An 18,069-nucleotide genomic window follows, 5' to 3' on the forward strand; every position below is an offset into this window, starting at 1 on the left:
TTGCGAAAAAAGGAGGCATCCCGCGTGCCACTCACCCCGACTGCCGCTATCCGGCTGAGACGGCTGCTGCTGTTTTTGCCGCTGCTCGTCCTCGCCGCGCTCGTCGCCTCGTGGTTTTGGCTGAGCCCGTCGTCGGTTTCGGCCAAGCTGCCGGACGTACAGCTACAGACGCTGGACGGAGAGGCTTACTCCCTCGCGCCGAAGCCCGGGAGCATCCGCCTGGTCGAGCTGATCTATACGCGCTGTCCCGACATTTGCCCGACGACCACCGTGAAAATGGTGCAACTGCAAAAACGGCTGCAAGCGGCTGGACTCATGGGGCACGGCATTGAGTTTTTGACGATTACGATCGACCCGCAAAACGATACGCCGGACGTGCTGCGCTACTACGTCAAACAGCTCGGGATTGCAGACGAAGGCTGGATTGTTTTGCGCGGCGACGAAGAGACGATTCGCACCGTGACCAGCTCTCTCGGCTTCTTTGCGAAAAAGACCGAGGACGGCTTTATCTCGCATACGTCGAGCACTTACCTCGTCGATCAAAACAACGCGGTCATCCGCAAGTTCGGGATGGGCGAGGACTTTGATCCGGAGCAAATTTATCAAGAGTTGTTGAACTTGAAGAAGGAAGGGTAACGCAAATGAAACGCTTTTTCACGCTATGCCTGTCCGCACTGGTCGTTTTGGCTGCGGCTTGTTCCAGCCAGAACGACCAAGCGCTGGAAGCTTCCGGCGCCCCAGTTGACGCCGCTTTTTCGATAGAGCCTGCCGAGCCGGTAGCGGGTCAACCCATTACGTTTTCGGTCAAGGTGACGCAGGAAGGCAAGCCTGTGGACGATGCCCGGGAAGTGTCCTTCGAATGGTGGAAGGATGGACAGGAAAAGCACGAGACGATTCCGGCGAAACTCGTAGCCGATGGCGTCTATACGGCGCAGCAGACGATCAGCGAGCCTGGCTCCTACTTTGTCTACTACCACGTCACCGCCCGCGATTTCCACAACATGCAAAAGACGCCTTTTACCGTAAAAGCCGCAGCCAGCGCCGACCACGCCGCTACGGGTCATGCAGACGGCGGACACGAGCACGGCAAAGCAGCCGCAGACAAAGCGCATGCAGCCAGTGGAGTCGACTTTCACTTGATGCCTCCAGACGAGCTCAAGGCGCAAACCGAAGCGGCCATGGTCGTTCATCTGCTAAAAGACAACCAGCCATTTGCGGAAGGTACGGTCAAGTTCGAGTTTTGGACGGGAGATGAGGTGAAGCACAGCTTCGTCGATGCGAAAGAAACGAGTCCCGGGCAGTACGAAGGCCGCCTCTCCTTCCCCGCTTCCGGGGAATACACGCTGAAGGTCCATCTGGAAAAAGGCGACGTGCACGACCACAAAGATTTCACCGTGACGGTCAAGTAACAGGCACATAAGCCTGGCACCTGATCGGGACGGCAAGCCAAGACGGCCTTTCCCATCCAGGAAGGCCGTTTTGCTAGAAAGCGCTGCGTCTTTTCGTATTAGCAAGTAAAGTAGGCAATCCGGTTCAGTTCCAAGCCATAGTATTCCCAGCGGTTTCCTCTCCAGCGGTAGCCTGTTACGGACGAACGACCGATGAATACGGGATAAAACCAGAAAGACCGCCCATTTTGCAGCCAAATGTACGTATAGCGATACAGGCACGGATAAAATCCGCCTGGTTCAATCCGACGCGTTCCCCCGTATCCTCGCGATCCCGGCGAGCTGGGCGTCCTGCCTGGGGGTGGGCCTGGCGGCGGGGGAGGAAAACCTCCAGAAGAACCTCCGGGTGGCGGTGGCGGCGGGTAACCTCCTGGGGGATACTGATATGACATGACGTTTCACCTCCTACAAGTCTCCCTATAAGAGATGCAGCAAACGCACAGATGGACTGTGCGTTTGCCCGTGGTCATTCACCTATTTTTCCGCTATTGTCCTCTAAAAACTGCTGTTGGCAGCAGACTGGCTATCCGTTCGCAGCCGGTTCGTCCCCGTTCAAATGAGCGGTGCTGTTCGCAAACCGGATGATCTTCCATTTCGGCGTCTGTTCCAACAGATGAATCCCTGTGTTGTCAGAGTGGAAGCAGACGTTATTCTCATGCGGCAACGGAAGGAAGCTTTCTATCAGTTTGGTTATCATTCCGCCGTGGGAAACAATCGCAATCCGCTTGTACGCTTTGCTGTTTTCCTCGATAGAAGAAAGGATGCGTTCCGCGCGTGCCCTGAACTCCCGTATGCTCTCCGTCTCCTGCCTTTCTCTCAGGTCATCCAGATACGCTACCGGACAGCCGACCGCGTCGGCTAAAATCCCGGCTGCTTGACTGGCTCGCTTCAACGTACTGCTCCAAATAAACTCGGGCGGAAACTCTTTTTGCACGCGAGCAGACATTTTCGCCACTTGGATAAGCCCTTTGCTCGTCAAAGGCAAATCGGTAGAACCCGTATAATCCTCTGGCAAAAAGTCAATACGGGCGTCCGCCCATGATGAAGCGGTATTCCCGATGCGTATTTTTGAAATCGGTAATTTTCACGCCGCCAGACTCCTTGGAGAAGGTGTGCAGCAGCTTGTCGTCACCCATGTAGATGCCGACGTGGGTAATGCTTTGCTTAGGCACGTTGATGCCTTTGTAGTCGGACTCCTTGTAGCCTTTATAGGCCATGAAAAAGACCAGGTCGCCTTTTTTCAGCTTGTTAATATCTGTTGTATAAGTGCCGTTGCTTTTCACAAAATTGGCTTGGGAGCGCGCGCCGCCGTTGCCCATGTCGATATTGGCGCCTTCGCGGTACGCCCACATCGTAAACTCGGAGCAATCCATCGTCTTTTTGTTCGCACGGGACGAGCCGTACTCATACGGTGTGCCGATGTATTTTTTCCCGGCCGCAATCACCTTGTCCGCGATTGCAGAAGAGTTGGACTCCTCCTCCTGACCCGGGTCCGGAGTTGTTCCCGTGCCGGTGTCCTCCGCCAAAATTCGGCGTGCGCCAAGCAGCTTCTTCGTATAATTGCTGACTTTTTTCAAAACTACCGCATCTTCGCCTTGCGAAGAGTATATGTACTGGTCATTTCCGATGTAAATTCCCATGAAGGCAGGTGCGCCTTTTCCATTCGAGGAAAAGAACAGCAAATCCCCAGGCTGGATATTGTCTGCCGAGACGGACTTTCCGGCTTTGTACAGCTTGGCAATCGTGTCGTCAATCGTCACGCCGGCCTGTTTGTAGATGTACGTAGCAAGTCCCGCAGAGCCGAACGAGTTCGGACCAACCGCCCCGTATTTGTAGTCTTTGCCGATCAGGGATGTAGCGACCTGCACGATTTTTCCTGCTTTGACAGAAGATTGCGAATCCGCAGTCTTAGCTGCTGCCTGTCCACCTTCTGCGAACAGAAGCAGGGATGTGCTTAGCATGACGGCGACAGTCGACTTTTGCAACCAATCTCGTTTCGTCATTCGTTCTCCTCCTGGCTGTGTTTTTTCCCAACGGATCGGGTACAATCCCACTTTACTGGAAAAACTCGACCCGTTTAAGCCTGTAAATCTTTCCAACAGAGGATTTGATTACATAGTCGGATGACCATAGCCCTGTATCCCAGGCCTGTCTGACCGATTCGCCCCATACCTTTTCCCCATGCCAAAAAGGCCCTTGTCCGCTCCCGGGACAAGCGCCTGCTCGCTTGACAGGTCCTGGCATCGCTACCGAGGTTTTCGCTTCCCTCTCGCAAGCACATTGCACAAAAACTGTACGGTTTCTCCCATTTTCAGCCGATGCGAGCCTTTTATCAAAAAAGTAGTGTCGGGTTTCATTCTTTTGGCGAGACTGCGGTGCAAGACCTCTTTGTTCGGGCAATGCATGACCCGGTTCGCGGGAAAGCCTGCCCGGATGGCCGCGCGCGCAATATGGCGGGCACTTCTCCCCAACGTGTACAAATAATCCACATTTTTTTGACTCAAATACTCCCCGACTTCCTCGTGCCCTCGCACTTCGTAGCAGCCCATCTCCAGCATGCTCGCCAGCACGGCTATTTTGGTGCTGTGTCCAGACTGGCTGAGCACATCAATCGCCGCCTTGGCCGCATCCGGATTGGAGCTGTACGTATCGTCCAGCACCTGGACATTGTGGGCCAACCGATAGCTGACGAGCCGCTTCCGCTGCGGCTGGAACCGGCGCAGCCCCTCCCGAATTTCCTGGAACGGGATGCCGAGTGTATGCGCAACCGCAATCGCCGCCAGCGCATTGTACACGTTGTGTTCTCCCAAAATCGGAATGAACATCGCCTCCCTTTGCTGCTGAAACGAGCAGACGAAGGAAATTCCGCCTTCCTCCTGCGCAATGCTGTCCGCCCGATAATGCGCTTCCTGCTCGACCCCGAACGTAACGAATCTACCAGCAAACGTCCCTGCAAAAGGCTGCTGGGTAAACTGGCGCGAGTATGGACAATCCCAATTGAGAAAGACGATACCGGTAGACTTCATGTTGCGGATCAGCTCGGATTTTGCCATGGCGAGCCGTCCGATGTCTCCGCCGAAATTGCCGATGTGCGCAGTGCCTATGTTCGTTATAACCCCCAGATTCGGCTGAATGATCTGGCAATGCTGGCGAATATGTCCACTCCTCAATATCCCGAATTCAAGCACGGCCGCTTTGTGCTCGTCCCGCAAACGGCTGACATGCGCTCTCGTATTGCCCAAAAAGTTCTTGTTGTACATCGAACGATACGTGGGCATGCGTCTTTGTAAAATCGCATAGATCATTTCTTTCGTCGTCGTTTTTCCGGCGCTTCCCGTCACCGCGATCACCGGCTTGTTCAGAATCACCGTCTTTGACGGCCCTCTTTTTGTCTTTTTCCCTTTCTTTTTCACTGACATTCCCCCCTCTCCCAATCCGCTTTCGTATTGTATGTCCGAGGGAAACAGCCTGTATAGACCGCTATCTATGAAAACGTTCCGCTTCTATCCAAAACGGACGGACGACTTTTGGAATAGAGTAGAGTGGAGAGGTGAAGCCAATGAAAAAGAAGGTCACCATCGCCGCTGTAGGCGATATCCTCATGTGGAAGGAGCAGGTGGCTTGCGCCAAGCTGGCTTCTGTGGATCAGTATTCCTTTGCGGATATGTTCGCTCCGCTCGCCCCCATCCTGTCAGGCGCTGACTTGACGATCGGCAATCTGGAGACAACGTTTTCCGGCAAAGGCCAGCCCTACCAGATCGGCTCGGCACGAACTGGCTATCCTCGGTTCAACTGTCCCGACGAGCTGGCGCGCGACCTGAAGCAAGTCGGCTTTGACGTCGTGACGACCGTGAACAACCACTGTCTGGACGGAGGGCCAAACGGACTTTGCCGCACACTGGACGTCCTGGATCGCTACAAGCTTGCGCACACAGGCACGTACCGCTCCCCGCAGGAGGCGAGCATTCCCTTTGTCCGGGAAGTGAACGGCATCCGCATCGCGCTGCTCGCTTACACGTACGGAACGAACAAACAGGTCATTCCCGCCCACATGCCATGGCTCGCCAATCTCATCCGCCGCGACGCCATTTTGCAGGACATCGCCGCCATCCGCCCGCTCGTCGACCTCGTGATCGTTGCGCTGCATTTTGGCGTGGAATTCCGCTACACCCCGACAGCGAACCAGCGCCTGCTTGTGCAAAGTCTCCTCTACCACGGCGCCGACGTCATTCTCGGCGCGCATCCGCACGTCCTGCAACCCGTCGTCACCCCGGCGATCTCGCTTGCGGGTGGCAGAAAAAAGCGCACACTCGTCGCCTACTCGCTCGGCAATTTCACTTCCGAGAAAATGCTGCACTTCGATCAGTCACAGATTGGGGCCATTCTGCGCTTTTCTGTGGAAAAGGATGCCCACGGGCAGGTCGCCATCGGACAAATCTCCGTCATCCCGACCTACTGCCAGCGCTTCCTGCAAGGAGGCCGCGTCCGTTTTCGGGTCATTCCCATCCGTTCGTACTTGAAGCATCCCGATCCGCACCTTCCCCTGCTGCAACGAAAAAAGCTGCGGCTCCTGTGGAACCGCGCGATTCAAATCATCGGCCGTAAGCCAAGTATTTTGATCGAGTAAAAGGGGGCCAAAAGCCTGGCTCCCTTCCTTCTTTTTCTTCATTCTTTGCCAAGGCTTGCGCCGCCGTTGTGGACAAGCTTGTGGCTGCCCAGCCGTTGCCGCATGCAATTTGACAGTTATCGAAACATTTTGGTAAAATCATCAAGTAACCACCAATATTAATTTGGATAGTTACAGAAAGTTGTTTTATCCGGCATTCCTATGAAAATTTTTCACCTGGGCTGTTCGCTGTTGAATCCGATACAAAAGGGAGAGATTGCTTTGCTGCATGTTCGCGCGATTACCGCCGATGAGGTGACAGCGTTTGCTGCGTTCGGCCGCCAGTCCGGGCAGGTTGTTCACGATGTCGCTACCTATTTGGAAGCGATGCTGGCAAAAGGAGCCATGCGCCGCGAATGGTGCTTTGTCCTGGAGAAAGAGGGGCGTGGCTGGGAAGACTCGCCTTCTGGACGCTGCCTGGAAGCGAAGTGGCGACAGACGTCGTGTTATGGGATGTGCCGTGGGAAGCGGCTGACTGCGCCCGGCTTGGGCTTGCTCTGTTTCGCGAGGCGTGCTTGCTGATGGGCACGCAGTTGGACGGCACGATCGGGCATGTAGTGGACACTCCCCCGATGACGCCGCAGTGGCAAACCCATCCCGCCAAGCGACAGGCCGTGCTGGAAGCTGCCGGCTTTCAGCTCAGCCGGATGACGGACCGTTTTGATTGGCATGCGCCGCCCGACCGCGCGCAGACTGCTCTCGGTCACAGCAAAAACAGCGAACACGAAATCGTGTACCGCACCATGCCAGAGGTAGGGGAAGCGGCGTTCGTCGATGCGATCGAGCGCGTCTCCCGCTTCACCTTCGACCAGTACATCGTCCAAGAGCGCCAGGCAAAAGGAGCCGCGGCTCAGGCCGAGGAAATGTTTCGCGATTTGCAGCGGATGGCCCATCAGCCCAAATGGTGGCAGCTCGCTTATACCCGAGACGCCAAGCTCATCGGGTTACTCATGCCTACGGTCAGCCCGACGTATGCCACCATCGGGTACATCGGCGTCCTGCCTGAACAACGCGGAAACGGCTATATTCATCCGCTGCTGCGCCGGGCAACCGAGCTTTTGCTTGCGGCAGGACAGGCGTATATCCGCGCTGACACCGACCAGCAAAACAAGCCGATGGCCCATGCCTTTTTACGTGCCGGCTATCGCCCGTTTGCCAGCCGCCTGGAGTACAGCCTGGTCCGTTCGCCCTAGTCCGTGAGCAGCCAGGCCAGTTTGCAAAAGCAGATAAGCTGGCCTTGCCGCGCTTTTTAGCAAAAGGCTCGTTGCCAACGGGTAACGAAAAAAAGGGGGCGACTGCCGAAGCAATCACACCCTTTGCTGCCTTTTTCCGTTTACCCCGCATGCACTTTTGATACCGCTGCCCCTGGCTGGGCCAGCGGTTCTTCAGACAGCGCATGACGCAGCAATTGCGTAGCCCGCTCGATGTCCACATTTTTTACGAGAGCAATTTCACTGACCATCATCTGCTGGGCATTGTCTAGCATCAACTTGTCACTCGTGCCCAATATTCTGCCCTGGCTGATCCGCCACAAATCACGGATCACTTCCGCCTGCTCATAAATATCGCCGCTCTTCATTTTTTCTGTATTCTGCTTGTATCTCTGTGCCGCATTCAACGTGGAGTCAGGGCTCTCTGCCTGCATGATCGCCAACACTTCATCCAAAATGCCAGCCTCTACGACCATGCGAATGCCCAGTGCGGACATTTTTTCAACAGGGACCATGATATTCAACTCTTTTTGCAGCATGTTGAGCACATAATAGAGCTGCTTTTCACCCAGGAATTCTTTTTCTTCCACTGCCTCGACTACGCCTGCCCCGTGCATCGGGTAAAAAATCTTGTCACCTACATGAAACATACGTCCACCTCCTACAATGCGATCTAATTCATTATAACACAGTTATCGAATTTAAAAATTTTTATTTTATCATGCACTTTTATTTTAAGTCAATATTTAATTTTGGATAAAAATGCATGAAAGATTCGTGAAGAAAACAGCCGTCCCGATGCGCTTTTGCCTGTCAGGGATTAGGACGGGTTTTCCTTGGCAGGCGATGTCCCTTTCTCTTCCAAAAGCTGTTTATTTACTGGAAGGAGTAAGCAAAAAACTATCCTCGCGAGCTTGCCGAACGGGAAGAGGACTGGCTTGCTTTTGCCCAGCGAAAAGCAGGCATCTGTGCGCGATGCCTGCTTCTTTTCACTCGCTCTATTGGCAACAAAGGCAACCCGTTGGCCTTGTTCGGGGACTTTTTTCATGTGAACGGAACAAAAGGGAAATATTGCTAAAAAACAAGAAAAAACGGGAGCGAATACAGAATAGGATGAAAGGGCAGCTTTATGCCGTTTTGGCCAGTCCTTCGACCTAAAAAGCTTGTTTATCATCCTAACGCCTTGAGTGCGCCACAGGCATGACTTGAACCAGAAGCAGTAGACAAAGCCACCCGTCATCGCGTATGTCCGGTCCCGCCTTCCTCGTGCAGATCGCGAATCAATTTTCTCAGCAAACTCGCAATCCCGATTCCGCCGAGTGCTGTAAGCAAATTGATGCCCAAAAATACAACGGACCAGGTCAGCTCCAGCTTTTGCAAAAACAAAAATCCCGCGATCGCATTGGCGCCCAAAATCATGAGCAGATGAAGCTTTGGCCATACAAAGCGCAACACCCCGCTGAGCACAATGGACAGGAAGTGAAATGTCAGCACTTTTGAACCAATCACAATCAGAAATTCCATACATACACCACTGCCCTTCCATTTCAAATGTTGTTCGGAGGAACCCGACATGAATACCGATTTCCAAACGCTCATTGATTCGCTCGCCGGAGAACTTGTTTACGACGAAGCGAAGCGAGTGGTAAAAATCTTCGGCAGCGTTGGACCAGTTCGTTGCCCGCTACAAATTTTGGCTCCCTGATGATTACCGCTCTTTTATCAGTCAATACAGCAAAGCCGTCCTGTTCCAGCACAGCGACTACGGCGGCGGCTATGACATTTTGAGCCTGTCGGAAGTGATTGACTATTGGAAAGGATACAGCATTGACGATCCGCATTACCCGATCATCTGGAGCAGTCACTCCATTGGCGCCCTTTGTGTAAACCAGGAGCAAGCCGGAGCGGAAAATGGCTACTTGACGTGGATCAGTGCGATGGACCCGGAAAACCCGCTGGACTTGCACATGAGTTTTACCGAATGGTTTATGAAACTGCTCGAACGGGAGGGGAAAGAATTTTGGTTGGAATAGGCCGTTCGCGAAACGGTTCGGATAAAGACCAGGAGGAAACGCGCATGAAAAAATTCAAGCTCTTTGCCCTTTATGTAGGATATGTGATCTTTGCCGCATTCGTCTTGGATCTTGTTTTGTATTACGAACAAGTTTTCATGGCGGAAGCAAAAGCGACGTTTGAGCATTTTCCCGCGATCTTGTACAGCACTCTCTATCCCGTCTCCATCGGCTTGTTGTTTGGGCTGCCTGCTTTTGTTCAAACATGTGCGGCAAAAGAAAGCTGGTCATTTGACTGGATCAAATTCATTGCGTTCGGCATTCCCGCGCTTATGGGCAGTATCCTTTTTCTCCTTTACTATTCTCCCGCAGCGGAATACCTTCCTGCCATGTCGTTTTTTTATTATGGAAGCAAGCTTTCCAGCATTTGCGGCATCGCATTCGGCTATCTCGTCCTGTCCTGCTGGAAAAAGCAAGCCAGCATCCCGGTTTCGACCGATGGCACGGTCCGCTGACCGCTCCTCCTGCACAAGCTAAGCAAAAAGACTGCCAACAGGGAGTCTTTTTTGCTGTTTTGGTAACTTTCCCGCTTTTTGCACGTCTAATCAGTCAGAGAAAGGATGATGCCTGATGAAAAAAACGAAACAACTAGCCTTGGCAGCAGTGCTCCTTGCCGCATCCGTATGCTCTCCGTTAGCCTCGCCCGGAACAAGCGCAGCGAGCGCCGCTTCGACCACAACGAACGCTGCCGCCCAACCTTCGAAAATATACCGGATCAGCCTGGATGGAAAAAAGCAAACGCTCATTGCGCAGCTTCCCGCCGTGCACCGCGCGAGCATGTCGCCGAGCGGACGGTTTGTGTATGCAGAGAAGCAAGGGTTCAAAGCAGGGGAACCGACCATCCCCTATTTGTATGACAGCAAAACGAAGCAACTGCGCCAACTGAGCGGTTTCGCCAAGTGGGCACAGAGCAAGGACGAGCTTCTCCTTATGGACCAAGCCAGCTTGTACCGCTACAACCCGCTCACGAACCAAAAAACGTTGCTCGTAAAAGGGACCGCCGACACACCGATTCTCGATTATGCGCTTGCGCCGGACGGCCACTACCTCACCTTTATCCAGTCGGATCGGAAAGAACCAAATTTGCAAAAGCGCCACAAGCTTTACCTGCAAGACATGAACACGCTGAAAATGAAGGTCAACGACCAATTTTCGCTCCCGGCTGAAGAAGAAAGCAGCACACAGGCGGTAAAGCTGCTCTACTGGATACCCACATCCAAAAAAGTACTGTACAAGGCAAACGGCACAATTAAAGAGCTTGATTTGCCGACAGGGCTCAAGTACACGCATTCGTTCAAAAGCTTTCCTTCGTATTCGAACGATATGAAGCTGCGCTTTGACGTCAAAGAATGGCACGGCTTTATAACCGACCTGCAAACAGGCAAAAGCGTGCCGACCGCCGATAACCCTCATCCCGTGTCTATGGACCGCGACTTGACCAAAGTTTTCTGGTCCCCGACCGGTCATAACTACGTCGCAGAAAAATTTCTCTTCACCTCCAATGCCCAGGATGCCATCGAGCAGCTTGTCGTAAAGACGGCGAATCAAACGTTTACATACCCGCTCGACGGCAGCTCCTATTTGGACACCATCGACAACATCCAATTTTTGGGATGGGCGGCTGATGGCAAGTCATTTTTTGTCGGGGATTTGGACTCGGTGCACATGAGCCGTTTTGAAGGGTGGCAATCGCGTGTGAGGTAGGGGGAGGAGCAAGAACTTCATAGTGAGATGGGCAACAGTAGTTGCGGAGCCAGCAAAAGAGAAGGAGCCACAGCTTGCCTATAAAGCTTCTATAAAACTGACGGATGAAACCCGGACAATGAGCGCCTACTTGCTGTATCGGCATGGCGTGAAGCGCCATACTTCCACGATAGCGAGCGTGCTGCCCTTGCTCTCAGCGAAGCGGTTACCCGAATCAACGACCGGGTAGATCCAGTGCCGGATGAAATCTTCCATGACGCTGCACGCCATTTCGAAGGGCAGGCACTGGCGACCTTGATCGCCGGGATCGCCACGGCCAACCTGTGGAATCGGCTGAACGTTTCTACCAGACAGATCGTAAGCGCTTCTGCGAGCAAAACATTGTAACGAATATGGCGGTCAGTAATGGAGGGAGGCATAGTTTGCCCCCTCCATTATTCTTGCTTGCAAAACAGGTTATGGGTATTACCATTATGGATACCGTATTGTAGATCAGGGCCAATCCACACGGTCGTGAACAATCATCCAGCATACAAGCTGGCAAAGAGTTTATCCAGACTTATCAACCGCCATCCGAATGACGAAGTGATCCGGCTTGATCTGTATAAAATGGCGATCCTAGCGGCTGGGACAACTGAGGGCTGGTGTTACATTTGAACAGTTGACTGAGTATGATTGAGTTGGATTTGAAAAAGCTTGCAGAAAAAAATGAAAAAATAGTGCCCATCGTAACTTCTAATTTATTGAAAACGTATTATATTATGGTATCTGAAGTTCATCATGCACCATTTCATTTTCATAGAACTAGAAAAATGTGGTGATTATTATAAAAAAGACTAGAAATTGGATCATTGGGATTGTTCTGGCTATGATCGTGTTAACTGTTTTTTTTCAATTCAAAGACCTGCCTGGTAATATGGGGGCACTGCTTACCGTTAAAGAATTCATCAGTGAACACAACAAAGCATCAAACGAGTTGGAAATGGCAGGCGCTAAAAATCATACCAATATCCAATTTGCTGAAGGGAAATATCATGTGGATGTTAATAAAAAAGTCACGACAAGTGAAGGGAACTTGCGCGTAAACCACTATGAATATGTTTTAGTGTACGAAAATTTGGAATGGAAAGTAATCAGGGAGAGACTCACATACACAGATATATAACCTGTTTTTCGATGTAAAATTACGATTACTGGAACAACTATTGCATATTCGCAAAAGCTCTTGGCATTACACCTTCATTATTGATGCACAGACTGACGAAATGTGCAATCACGAAAGAAGATAAATAAATAAGAACCGTTCTATACCTCGCATCAAACAAAAGGAGTACCCGAAGGCACTCCTAACGCTTTTTTCGTATAGTGGCGAGCGTTTGCCTCACTTCGGCACAACGTTGCCGGATACAGGACATTTCGCTGCGTTTCGTACATATGGGGATAAAACCACTAGCCGAAAACCGCCAGCGGTTTCTATCTGTTTATCTCCCCTGTGTCTGTTTCGTCCGGTAAAACTCATTGAACAGCTTCATCAGTGCCCGCTTCTCGATGCGGGAGACGTACGAACGGGAAATGCCAAGCTCGCGGGCAATTTCGCGCTGCGTTTTTTCTTTGTCCTGATCGAGTCCAAACCTGCCAATGATAACCTCTTTTTCCCGATCGTCGAGGATGTGGATGTGCTGATAAATCTTGTTCGATTCCAGCTTGAGCTGGACAGCATCCACCACTGCGTCCGTCTCCGTACCGAGCACATCGATGAGCGTGATCTCATTGCCTTCCTTGTCCGTGCCGATGGGATCGTGCAGGGAAACGTCCTTTTTGGTCTTCTTCAAACTGCGAAGGTGCATCAGGATTTCGTTTTCAATACAACGCGCCGCATACGTAGCAAGCTTGGTTCCCTTCTCCACCTGGTAGCTCTCGATCGCCTTGATGAGTCCGATCGTGCCGATGGAGATCAGATCTTCACTGTCTTCGCCGGTGTTTTCGAATTTCTTCACAATATGCGCCACCAGCCGCAAATTGTGCTCGATCAGCTTGTTGCGGGCGTACGGATCGCCTTTTGCCATGAGTCGGAGGTACTTTTCTTCTTCCGTATCCTGAAGAGGCTGGGGGAACGCGTTGTTCTTGACATAAGCGACAAACATGAGAAGTTCCTTGAACACAAGGGAAAGCGCCGCGATGATGCTGGACATGGCTGCCACCTCCACGTCTGGATAGCTTACTTCTATCCTTATGTGGGCGAATACCCAGATGTGCAAGTACCACATGAAAACCCCTTACAAATGTGAAGTGTCCAAAGACCAATCTCGTCCAGTTTCTGTAATAATTCTCGTTAAGACAGGAACCCAAGTTTGTTTTTTAACATTCAATAAGACTTAAAAAGGGGCTGTCTCAAAAGTCGATATTTCGACTTTGAGATGCCCCTTTGTATGTCAGAAACGTTGATATAGCAATGTTTCTGATTTTTAAACGTTAGCGGATTTGCCCTTTTTGGACAGCCCCTAGACAATCTTTTTGATGGCATCGAGTACCCGGTCTGCTTGAAAAGGTTTCACCACAAAATCTTTCGCGCCAGCCTGAATAGCATTTAGAACCATTTGTTGTTGTCCCATAGCAGAACACATGATAACTGATGCATTGGGATCGATTTTCTTAATGCCCTTTACGGCATCTATTCCCTCCATCACAGGCATTGTAATATCCATTGTGACTAAATCAGGCTTTAATTGTGCATATTTTTCTATTGCCTCCAAACCATTCTCAGCCTCACCAATTACCTCATGCCCGCCTTTTGTCAAAATGTCCGTTAACCGTAGTCTCATGAACGCAGCATCATCAACGACTAATATTCTAGCCATAAATTACATCTCCTCAACCTTTTGTCCTAGTAACATATACCCATTTTCAATAGGAGTAAACAATAGCAATAGAATACTTGATTGGAAAGGATTCATGTAATAAGGAGAGCATACCTGTGTTTGGCAAAATAAAGATCCATCTAAATAAATGATAGAATCTCTTGATATATATTAGGTAAAGACACTTGTCGATCAGCGTACCCCGCCTCATAAACAGCTTTAGGCATACCATATACGATACATGATTCTTCAGCTTCAGCGATCACATGACCCCGTTGCCGCTTCACTTCACTACAACCAATTAACCCATCCGTGCCCATTCCTGTAAGAATAACGACCAATAAACGGTCGCGATAAATCAAAGATGCGGAATGAATCGTAACATCAATGGATGGCTTGTACAATTTGCTCTCATCCAGCACAATTTTTAGTATGGTCTTTCCGTCATTTGTTTTTTGAAATAAAGTTTGATACCCTGCAGGAGCAATATAAATGATCCCTGGCATCACAACATCGCCATCTTCTGCTTCTTTCACTTTTAAATTGAGCATTTTGCAGAAATCTGAGCCCTTGAGACACAAGGATTTCTAGGGATAAAAAAGGGACTTCACCCCAATTTGGAGAAGTTTTTCGGTGACCAAACCAAAAACGCCCAAAAGGAGGAAGTCACCTTGTATATTCTTCAAGAAAGTCTGTTTTCCTTCGAGGAACTGCAAAAACTTGAATCCAAAGAACGATTGCCTATCTTTTTCAGCGCTCTTGACCTACGTCCTTACGCCAAAGAACTGAGAAGCCGTTCCCCCCGAGGCGCTGACGGTCACTGCAGACAAGGAATCCTTCGGGCTTTGCTTGCAGCTCCGCTTGAGAATATCAGTACGTTCACTGGCCTACATCGCCGGCTGGATATGGATCTTCGTTTTCGCTATCGATGCGGACTTCGGCTTGATCGGAAAGCTCCTTCCGTGGCAACGTTGAGCCGCGTCTTTGCCGAGCTTACGAGCAAAGACCTGGTCAAGCGACTTTTTGAGGATCTGGTCACACGCTGCAAGCAAGAAGGCATCGTCGATGGAAGTCATGTGGCCATCGATAGTGCCGCGATCCATGCCTACGAGAAGAAACAGCCGAAACGTAAAAGCGAGCTCACAGGCAATGCAAACTGGGGTGCCAAGTTCGACTCCTTCGGCAATAAGGTGAAGTGGTTTGGCTACAAGCTTCATCTCGCCGTCGATACCAAAAGCGAACTGCCGATGGCGCTCGCCGTGACACCGGCTCATGTCCATGACGGCGATATGGCGCCAGATCTGATGGAACAAGTCGCGGCAAAAACCAAAGTCAGCTTCTTTGTCCTCGATGCTGGGTACGACCAACTAAAAAACTATGAGGCTGCCCGGAATTTGAAAGCACAGGCGATCATCCCGATGAATCTTCGCAATGAGAAAGAGCCGCCTGCCGGCATGACATCAAACGGAACGCCTTGCTGCTCCATGGGTTTTCCGATGACCTATTGGGGAGCGGATGGCGATGTTCTGAAATTCCGCTGTCCCCATGCTACAGGCAAGGTAGACTGCCCGCTCGGAATGGCCGCTTGTTCGTCTTCCAATTATGGGATGGTCGTTAAGGTGGATACAACCAGTGATCTGCGCCGCTACTCCACACCGCATCGGGAGAGCAAGCGTTGGAAAGAACTGTACAACGAAAGAACTAGCGTGGAACGATGCAATTCCCGCTTGAAAACCTATCTAACTGCCGATGCGATGCACGTTTGGGGAATTCAGAAAGTCACAACGCACCAGTACCTTAACGCCATTGTATTGCTGGCTTCTGCACTAGCCATGGTTAAGCATTCAAGCAAAGCCGCAGCTTAAATTTTTCAGCATAGACGAAAATTCTGCAGGTCTGCCCATTTTTCCAAAGCCATCACATCACGACATTGAAACCAACCACAGGCCATATAAATCTGTTGTCTTTTTCTCGAAAATGGAATTATGCAAAGTGCTCAAATTACAAATAGTATCGAAACGGTCTGCCAAAGGTTTGGTAAATCCGGGCGGCATATGTTGTACAACCACAATTCCTGCCGGAAAGTCCGGCGTAAATCGAGGCAGAATGGATTGCATGGCAGACGGTCCACCTGTGGAACATCCGATAATGAGCAGATCAACGGAAGCGGAGCCCGGTTTCTTTTTTTCTTTCACTGCTTCTTTTACAGATGCAATCACTAGCGTTGCATTAATCTTTTCCCATCATTCAAAATACACATAATCTTTGGTATTTGGTTGTCTAGGGAACAAAAAAATCCTTTACACTGGAAAGGTCAGGTAGTTCCTGTCCAAATCCAACGCAAAGGATAGCTCATGGACAAGAATACCCTATTTTCTTCATTTGGTAAATGGGTTGCACCCATCAATATTATGAAACTTCAACAACGAATTGACGAAACGGATCAAGACAAGTACGTGAAGAAGCTGACGACAAAAGCGTATCTTCTCCTATGTGAACGCTCACCAAAAAGTTGACCACTTTGCTCATCATAAAGTTACCCACCTGACAGTTTGAGCACACGTCATCATTTTCACACCTAATTGCAAATGTTTTTACTGAGCCAAGGATCGTCAAGGGCTTGCGTAGCAAGGGGTTTACCCTTTATCCTTGACGATCCTTGGTGCAGGAAATAAAATGCTACTTTGTGTGAAAAAAAGCATCGTAGGTGGTCAACTCGAAGATGAGCGTTTGCTCCAAAAATGGTCAACTTTTTGATTGAGCACTTTGCATAATTCCATTTTCGAGAAAAAGACAACAGATTTATATGGCCTGTGGTTGGTTTCAATGTCGTGATGTGATGGCTTTGGAAAAATGGGCAGACCTGCAGAATTTTCGTCTATGCTGAAAAATTTAAGCTGCGGCTTTGCTTGAATGCTTAACCATGGCTAGTGCAGAAGCCAGCAATACAATGGCGTTAAGGTACTGGTGCGTTGTGACTTTCTGAATTCCCCAAACGTGCATCGCATCGGCAGTTAGATAGGTTTTCAAGCGGGAATTGCATCGTTCCACGCTAGTTCTTTCGTTGTACAGTTCTTTCCAACGCTTGCTCTCCCGATGCGGTGTGGAGTAGCGGCGCAGATCACTGGTTGTATCCACCTTAACGACCATCCCATAATTGGAAGACGAACAAGCGGCCATTCCGAGCGGGCAGTCTACCTTGCCTGTAGCATGGGGACAGCGGAATTTCAGAACATCGCCATCCGCTCCCCAATAGGTCATCGGAAAACCCATGGAGCAGCAAGGCGTTCCGTTTGATGTCATGCCGGCAGGCGGCTCTTTCTCATTGCGAAGATTCATCGGGATGATCGCCTGTGCTTTCAAATTCCGGGCAGCCTCATAGTTTTTTAGTTGGTCGTACCCAGCATCGAGGACAAAGAAGCTGACTTTGGTTTTTGCCGCGACTTGTTCCATCAGATCTGGCGCCATATCGCCGTCATGGACATGAGCCGGTGTCACGGCGAGCGCCATCGGCAGTTCGCTTTTGGTATCGACGGCGAGATGAAGCTTGTAGCCAAACCACTTCACCTTATTGCCGAAGGAGTCGAACTTGGCACCCCAGTTTGCATTGCCTGTGAGCTCGCTTTTACGTTTCGGCTGTTTCTTCTCGTAGGCATGGATCGCGGCACTATCGATGGCCACATGACTTCCATCGACGATGCCTTCTTGCTTGCAGCGTGTGACCAGATCCTCAAAAAGTCGCTTGACCAGGTCTTTGCTCGTAAGCTCGGCAAAGACGCGGCTCAACGTTGCCACGGAAGGAGCTTTCCGATCAAGCCGAAGTCCGCATCGATAGCGAAAACGAAGATCCATATCCAGCCGGCGATGTAGGCCAGTGAACGTACTGATATTCTCAAGCGGAGCTGCAAGCAAAGCCCGAAGGATTCCTTGTCTGCAGTGACCGTCAGCGCCTCGGGGGGAACGGCTTCTCAGTTCTTTGGCGTAAGGACGTAGGTCAAGAGCGCTGAAAAAGATAGGCAATCGTTCTTTGGATTCAAGTTTTTGCAGTTCCTCGAAGGAAAACAGACTTTCTTGAAGAATATACAAGGTGACTTCCTCCTTTTGGGCGTT

The 18,069-nt window shown here is 50.7% G+C and carries 23 protein-coding genes; 13 read left to right on the forward strand and 10 right to left on the reverse strand.

What is annotated here, in order from left to right; genetic code table 11:
* The first annotated feature begins 24 nt into the window (after positions 1 to 24).
* Both M655_RS18075 and M655_RS18080 read left to right on the forward strand, forming a co-directional pair.
* Positions 25 to 636, forward strand: coding sequence for an SCO family protein (locus M655_RS18075; protein ID WP_007784837.1), 612 nt, complete (start codon positions 25 to 27; stop codon positions 634 to 636).
* Positions 637 to 641: 5 nt separating this feature from the next.
* Complete coding sequence (locus M655_RS18080) at positions 642 to 1,409, forward strand: FixH family protein (protein ID WP_007784833.1); 768 nt, start codon at positions 642 to 644, stop codon at positions 1,407 to 1,409.
* Between the two features lie 562 nt (positions 1,410 to 1,971).
* Here M655_RS18080 and M655_RS18085 read toward each other — a convergent pair.
* From M655_RS18085 to M655_RS18095, 3 genes are all read right to left on the reverse strand, one after another.
* A complete protein-coding gene (locus tag M655_RS18085) occupies positions 1,972 to 2,394 on the reverse strand; it encodes a histidine phosphatase family protein (protein WP_242507505.1) in 423 nt (140 codons plus the stop codon).
* Positions 2,395 to 2,467: 73 nt separating this feature from the next.
* Positions 2,468 to 3,451: a C40 family peptidase gene (locus M655_RS18090; protein ID WP_026558459.1), complete on the reverse strand. Its 984-nt coding sequence runs from the start codon at positions 3,449 to 3,451 to the stop codon at positions 2,468 to 2,470.
* A 243-nt stretch (positions 3,452 to 3,694) separates the two neighbouring features.
* A complete protein-coding gene (locus M655_RS18095) occupies positions 3,695 to 4,867 on the reverse strand; it encodes a UDP-N-acetylmuramoyl-tripeptide--D-alanyl-D-alanine ligase (protein ID WP_007784826.1) in 1,173 nt (390 codons plus the stop codon).
* Positions 4,868 to 5,007: 140 nt separating this feature from the next.
* On the opposite strand from M655_RS18095, the gene M655_RS18100 reads away from it, so the two are divergent.
* The 3 genes from M655_RS18100 (at position 5,008) to M655_RS18110 (ending at position 7,307) form a co-directional block, all read left to right on the forward strand.
* On the forward strand, positions 5,008 to 6,075 hold the full coding sequence (locus tag M655_RS18100) for a CapA family protein (RefSeq protein WP_026558460.1): 1,068 nt from the start codon (positions 5,008 to 5,010) through the stop codon (positions 6,073 to 6,075).
* 261 nt (positions 6,076 to 6,336) lie between these two features.
* A complete protein-coding gene (locus M655_RS18105; protein WP_242507374.1) occupies positions 6,337 to 6,636 on the forward strand; it encodes a hypothetical protein in 300 nt (99 codons plus the stop codon).
* Positions 6,558 to 7,307 (forward strand): GNAT family N-acetyltransferase, encoded by a 750-nt coding sequence (locus M655_RS18110; RefSeq protein WP_286085854.1) that lies wholly within the window; start codon positions 6,558 to 6,560, stop codon positions 7,305 to 7,307. The genes M655_RS18105 and M655_RS18110 overlap by 79 nt, the downstream gene beginning before the upstream one ends.
* A 140-nt stretch (positions 7,308 to 7,447) precedes the next feature.
* Here M655_RS18110 and M655_RS18115 read toward each other — a convergent pair whose 3' ends face one another.
* Both M655_RS18115 and M655_RS18120 read right to left on the reverse strand, forming a co-directional pair.
* Positions 7,448 to 7,975, reverse strand: a complete 528-nt coding sequence (locus tag M655_RS18115) for a CarD family transcriptional regulator (protein WP_005833235.1) — start codon at positions 7,973 to 7,975, stop codon at positions 7,448 to 7,450.
* 586 nt (positions 7,976 to 8,561) lie between these two features.
* Complete coding sequence (locus tag M655_RS18120; protein WP_005833238.1) at positions 8,562 to 8,849, reverse strand: hypothetical protein; 288 nt, start codon at positions 8,847 to 8,849, stop codon at positions 8,562 to 8,564.
* A 49-nt stretch (positions 8,850 to 8,898) separates the two neighbouring features.
* On the opposite strand from M655_RS18120, the gene M655_RS18125 reads away from it, so the two are divergent.
* From M655_RS18125 to M655_RS18155, 7 genes are all read left to right on the forward strand, one after another.
* Entirely contained in the window at positions 8,899 to 9,030 is a 132-nt protein-coding gene (locus tag M655_RS18125; RefSeq protein ID WP_007784819.1) for a hypothetical protein, read from the forward strand.
* The gene (locus tag M655_RS18130; RefSeq protein ID WP_005833240.1) at positions 8,990 to 9,358 is read left to right on the forward strand and encodes an SMI1/KNR4 family protein; all 369 of its coding nucleotides are present in this window, start codon (positions 8,990 to 8,992) and stop codon (positions 9,356 to 9,358) included. The genes M655_RS18125 and M655_RS18130 overlap by 41 nt, the downstream gene beginning before the upstream one ends.
* 44 nt (positions 9,359 to 9,402) lie before the next feature.
* Positions 9,403 to 9,852, forward strand: a complete 450-nt coding sequence (locus M655_RS18135) for a hypothetical protein (protein ID WP_005833242.1) — start codon at positions 9,403 to 9,405, stop codon at positions 9,850 to 9,852.
* 115 nt (positions 9,853 to 9,967) lie between these two features.
* Complete coding sequence (locus M655_RS18140) at positions 9,968 to 11,101, forward strand: hypothetical protein (RefSeq protein WP_026558462.1); 1,134 nt, start codon at positions 9,968 to 9,970, stop codon at positions 11,099 to 11,101.
* Between the two features lie 22 nt (positions 11,102 to 11,123).
* A complete protein-coding gene (locus M655_RS18145) occupies positions 11,124 to 11,330 on the forward strand; it encodes a hypothetical protein (protein ID WP_129552219.1) in 207 nt (68 codons plus the stop codon).
* 5 nt (positions 11,331 to 11,335) lie between these two features.
* Complete coding sequence (locus M655_RS18150; protein ID WP_155808572.1) at positions 11,336 to 11,488, forward strand: carboxymuconolactone decarboxylase family protein; 153 nt, start codon at positions 11,336 to 11,338, stop codon at positions 11,486 to 11,488.
* 481 nt (positions 11,489 to 11,969) lie between these two features.
* Positions 11,970 to 12,266: a hypothetical protein gene (locus M655_RS18155; protein ID WP_005833246.1), complete on the forward strand. Its 297-nt coding sequence runs from the start codon at positions 11,970 to 11,972 to the stop codon at positions 12,264 to 12,266.
* Positions 12,267 to 12,582: 316 nt separating this feature from the next.
* Here the strand turns inward: M655_RS18155 and sigK are convergent, their stop codons facing one another.
* The 3 genes from sigK to M655_RS18170 all read right to left on the reverse strand — a co-directional run bounded on the left by sigK (position 12,583) and on the right by M655_RS18170 (position 14,510).
* A complete protein-coding gene (gene sigK, locus M655_RS18160; protein WP_005833248.1) occupies positions 12,583 to 13,293 on the reverse strand; it encodes an RNA polymerase sporulation sigma factor SigK in 711 nt (236 codons plus the stop codon).
* 309 nt (positions 13,294 to 13,602) lie between these two features.
* A complete protein-coding gene (locus M655_RS18165; protein WP_005833252.1) occupies positions 13,603 to 13,959 on the reverse strand; it encodes a response regulator in 357 nt (118 codons plus the stop codon).
* 140 nt (positions 13,960 to 14,099) lie between these two features.
* The gene (locus M655_RS18170; protein ID WP_005833254.1) at positions 14,100 to 14,510 is read right to left on the reverse strand and encodes a CheB methylesterase domain-containing protein; all 411 of its coding nucleotides are present in this window, start codon (positions 14,508 to 14,510) and stop codon (positions 14,100 to 14,102) included.
* Between the two features lie 120 nt (positions 14,511 to 14,630).
* Here M655_RS18170 and M655_RS18175 point away from each other — a divergent pair, with 120 nt between their 5' ends.
* The gene (locus M655_RS18175) at positions 14,631 to 15,824 is read left to right on the forward strand and encodes a transposase (protein WP_007787630.1); all 1,194 of its coding nucleotides are present in this window, start codon (positions 14,631 to 14,633) and stop codon (positions 15,822 to 15,824) included.
* A 57-nt stretch (positions 15,825 to 15,881) separates the two neighbouring features.
* Here the strand turns inward: M655_RS18175 and M655_RS18180 are convergent, their stop codons facing one another.
* A complete protein-coding gene (locus M655_RS18180) occupies positions 15,882 to 16,178 on the reverse strand; it encodes a chemotaxis protein CheB (RefSeq protein WP_286085855.1) in 297 nt (98 codons plus the stop codon).
* Positions 16,179 to 16,851: 673 nt separating this feature from the next.
* On the reverse strand, positions 16,852 to 18,045 hold the full coding sequence (locus tag M655_RS18185; RefSeq protein ID WP_007787630.1) for a transposase: 1,194 nt from the start codon (positions 18,043 to 18,045) through the stop codon (positions 16,852 to 16,854).
* Between the last annotated feature and the right edge of the window lie 24 nt (positions 18,046 to 18,069).

This window comes from Brevibacillus sp. NSP2.1 (genome assembly GCF_000470975.2).
Lineage (GTDB): Bacteria > Bacillota > Bacilli > Brevibacillales > Brevibacillaceae > Brevibacillus > Brevibacillus agri.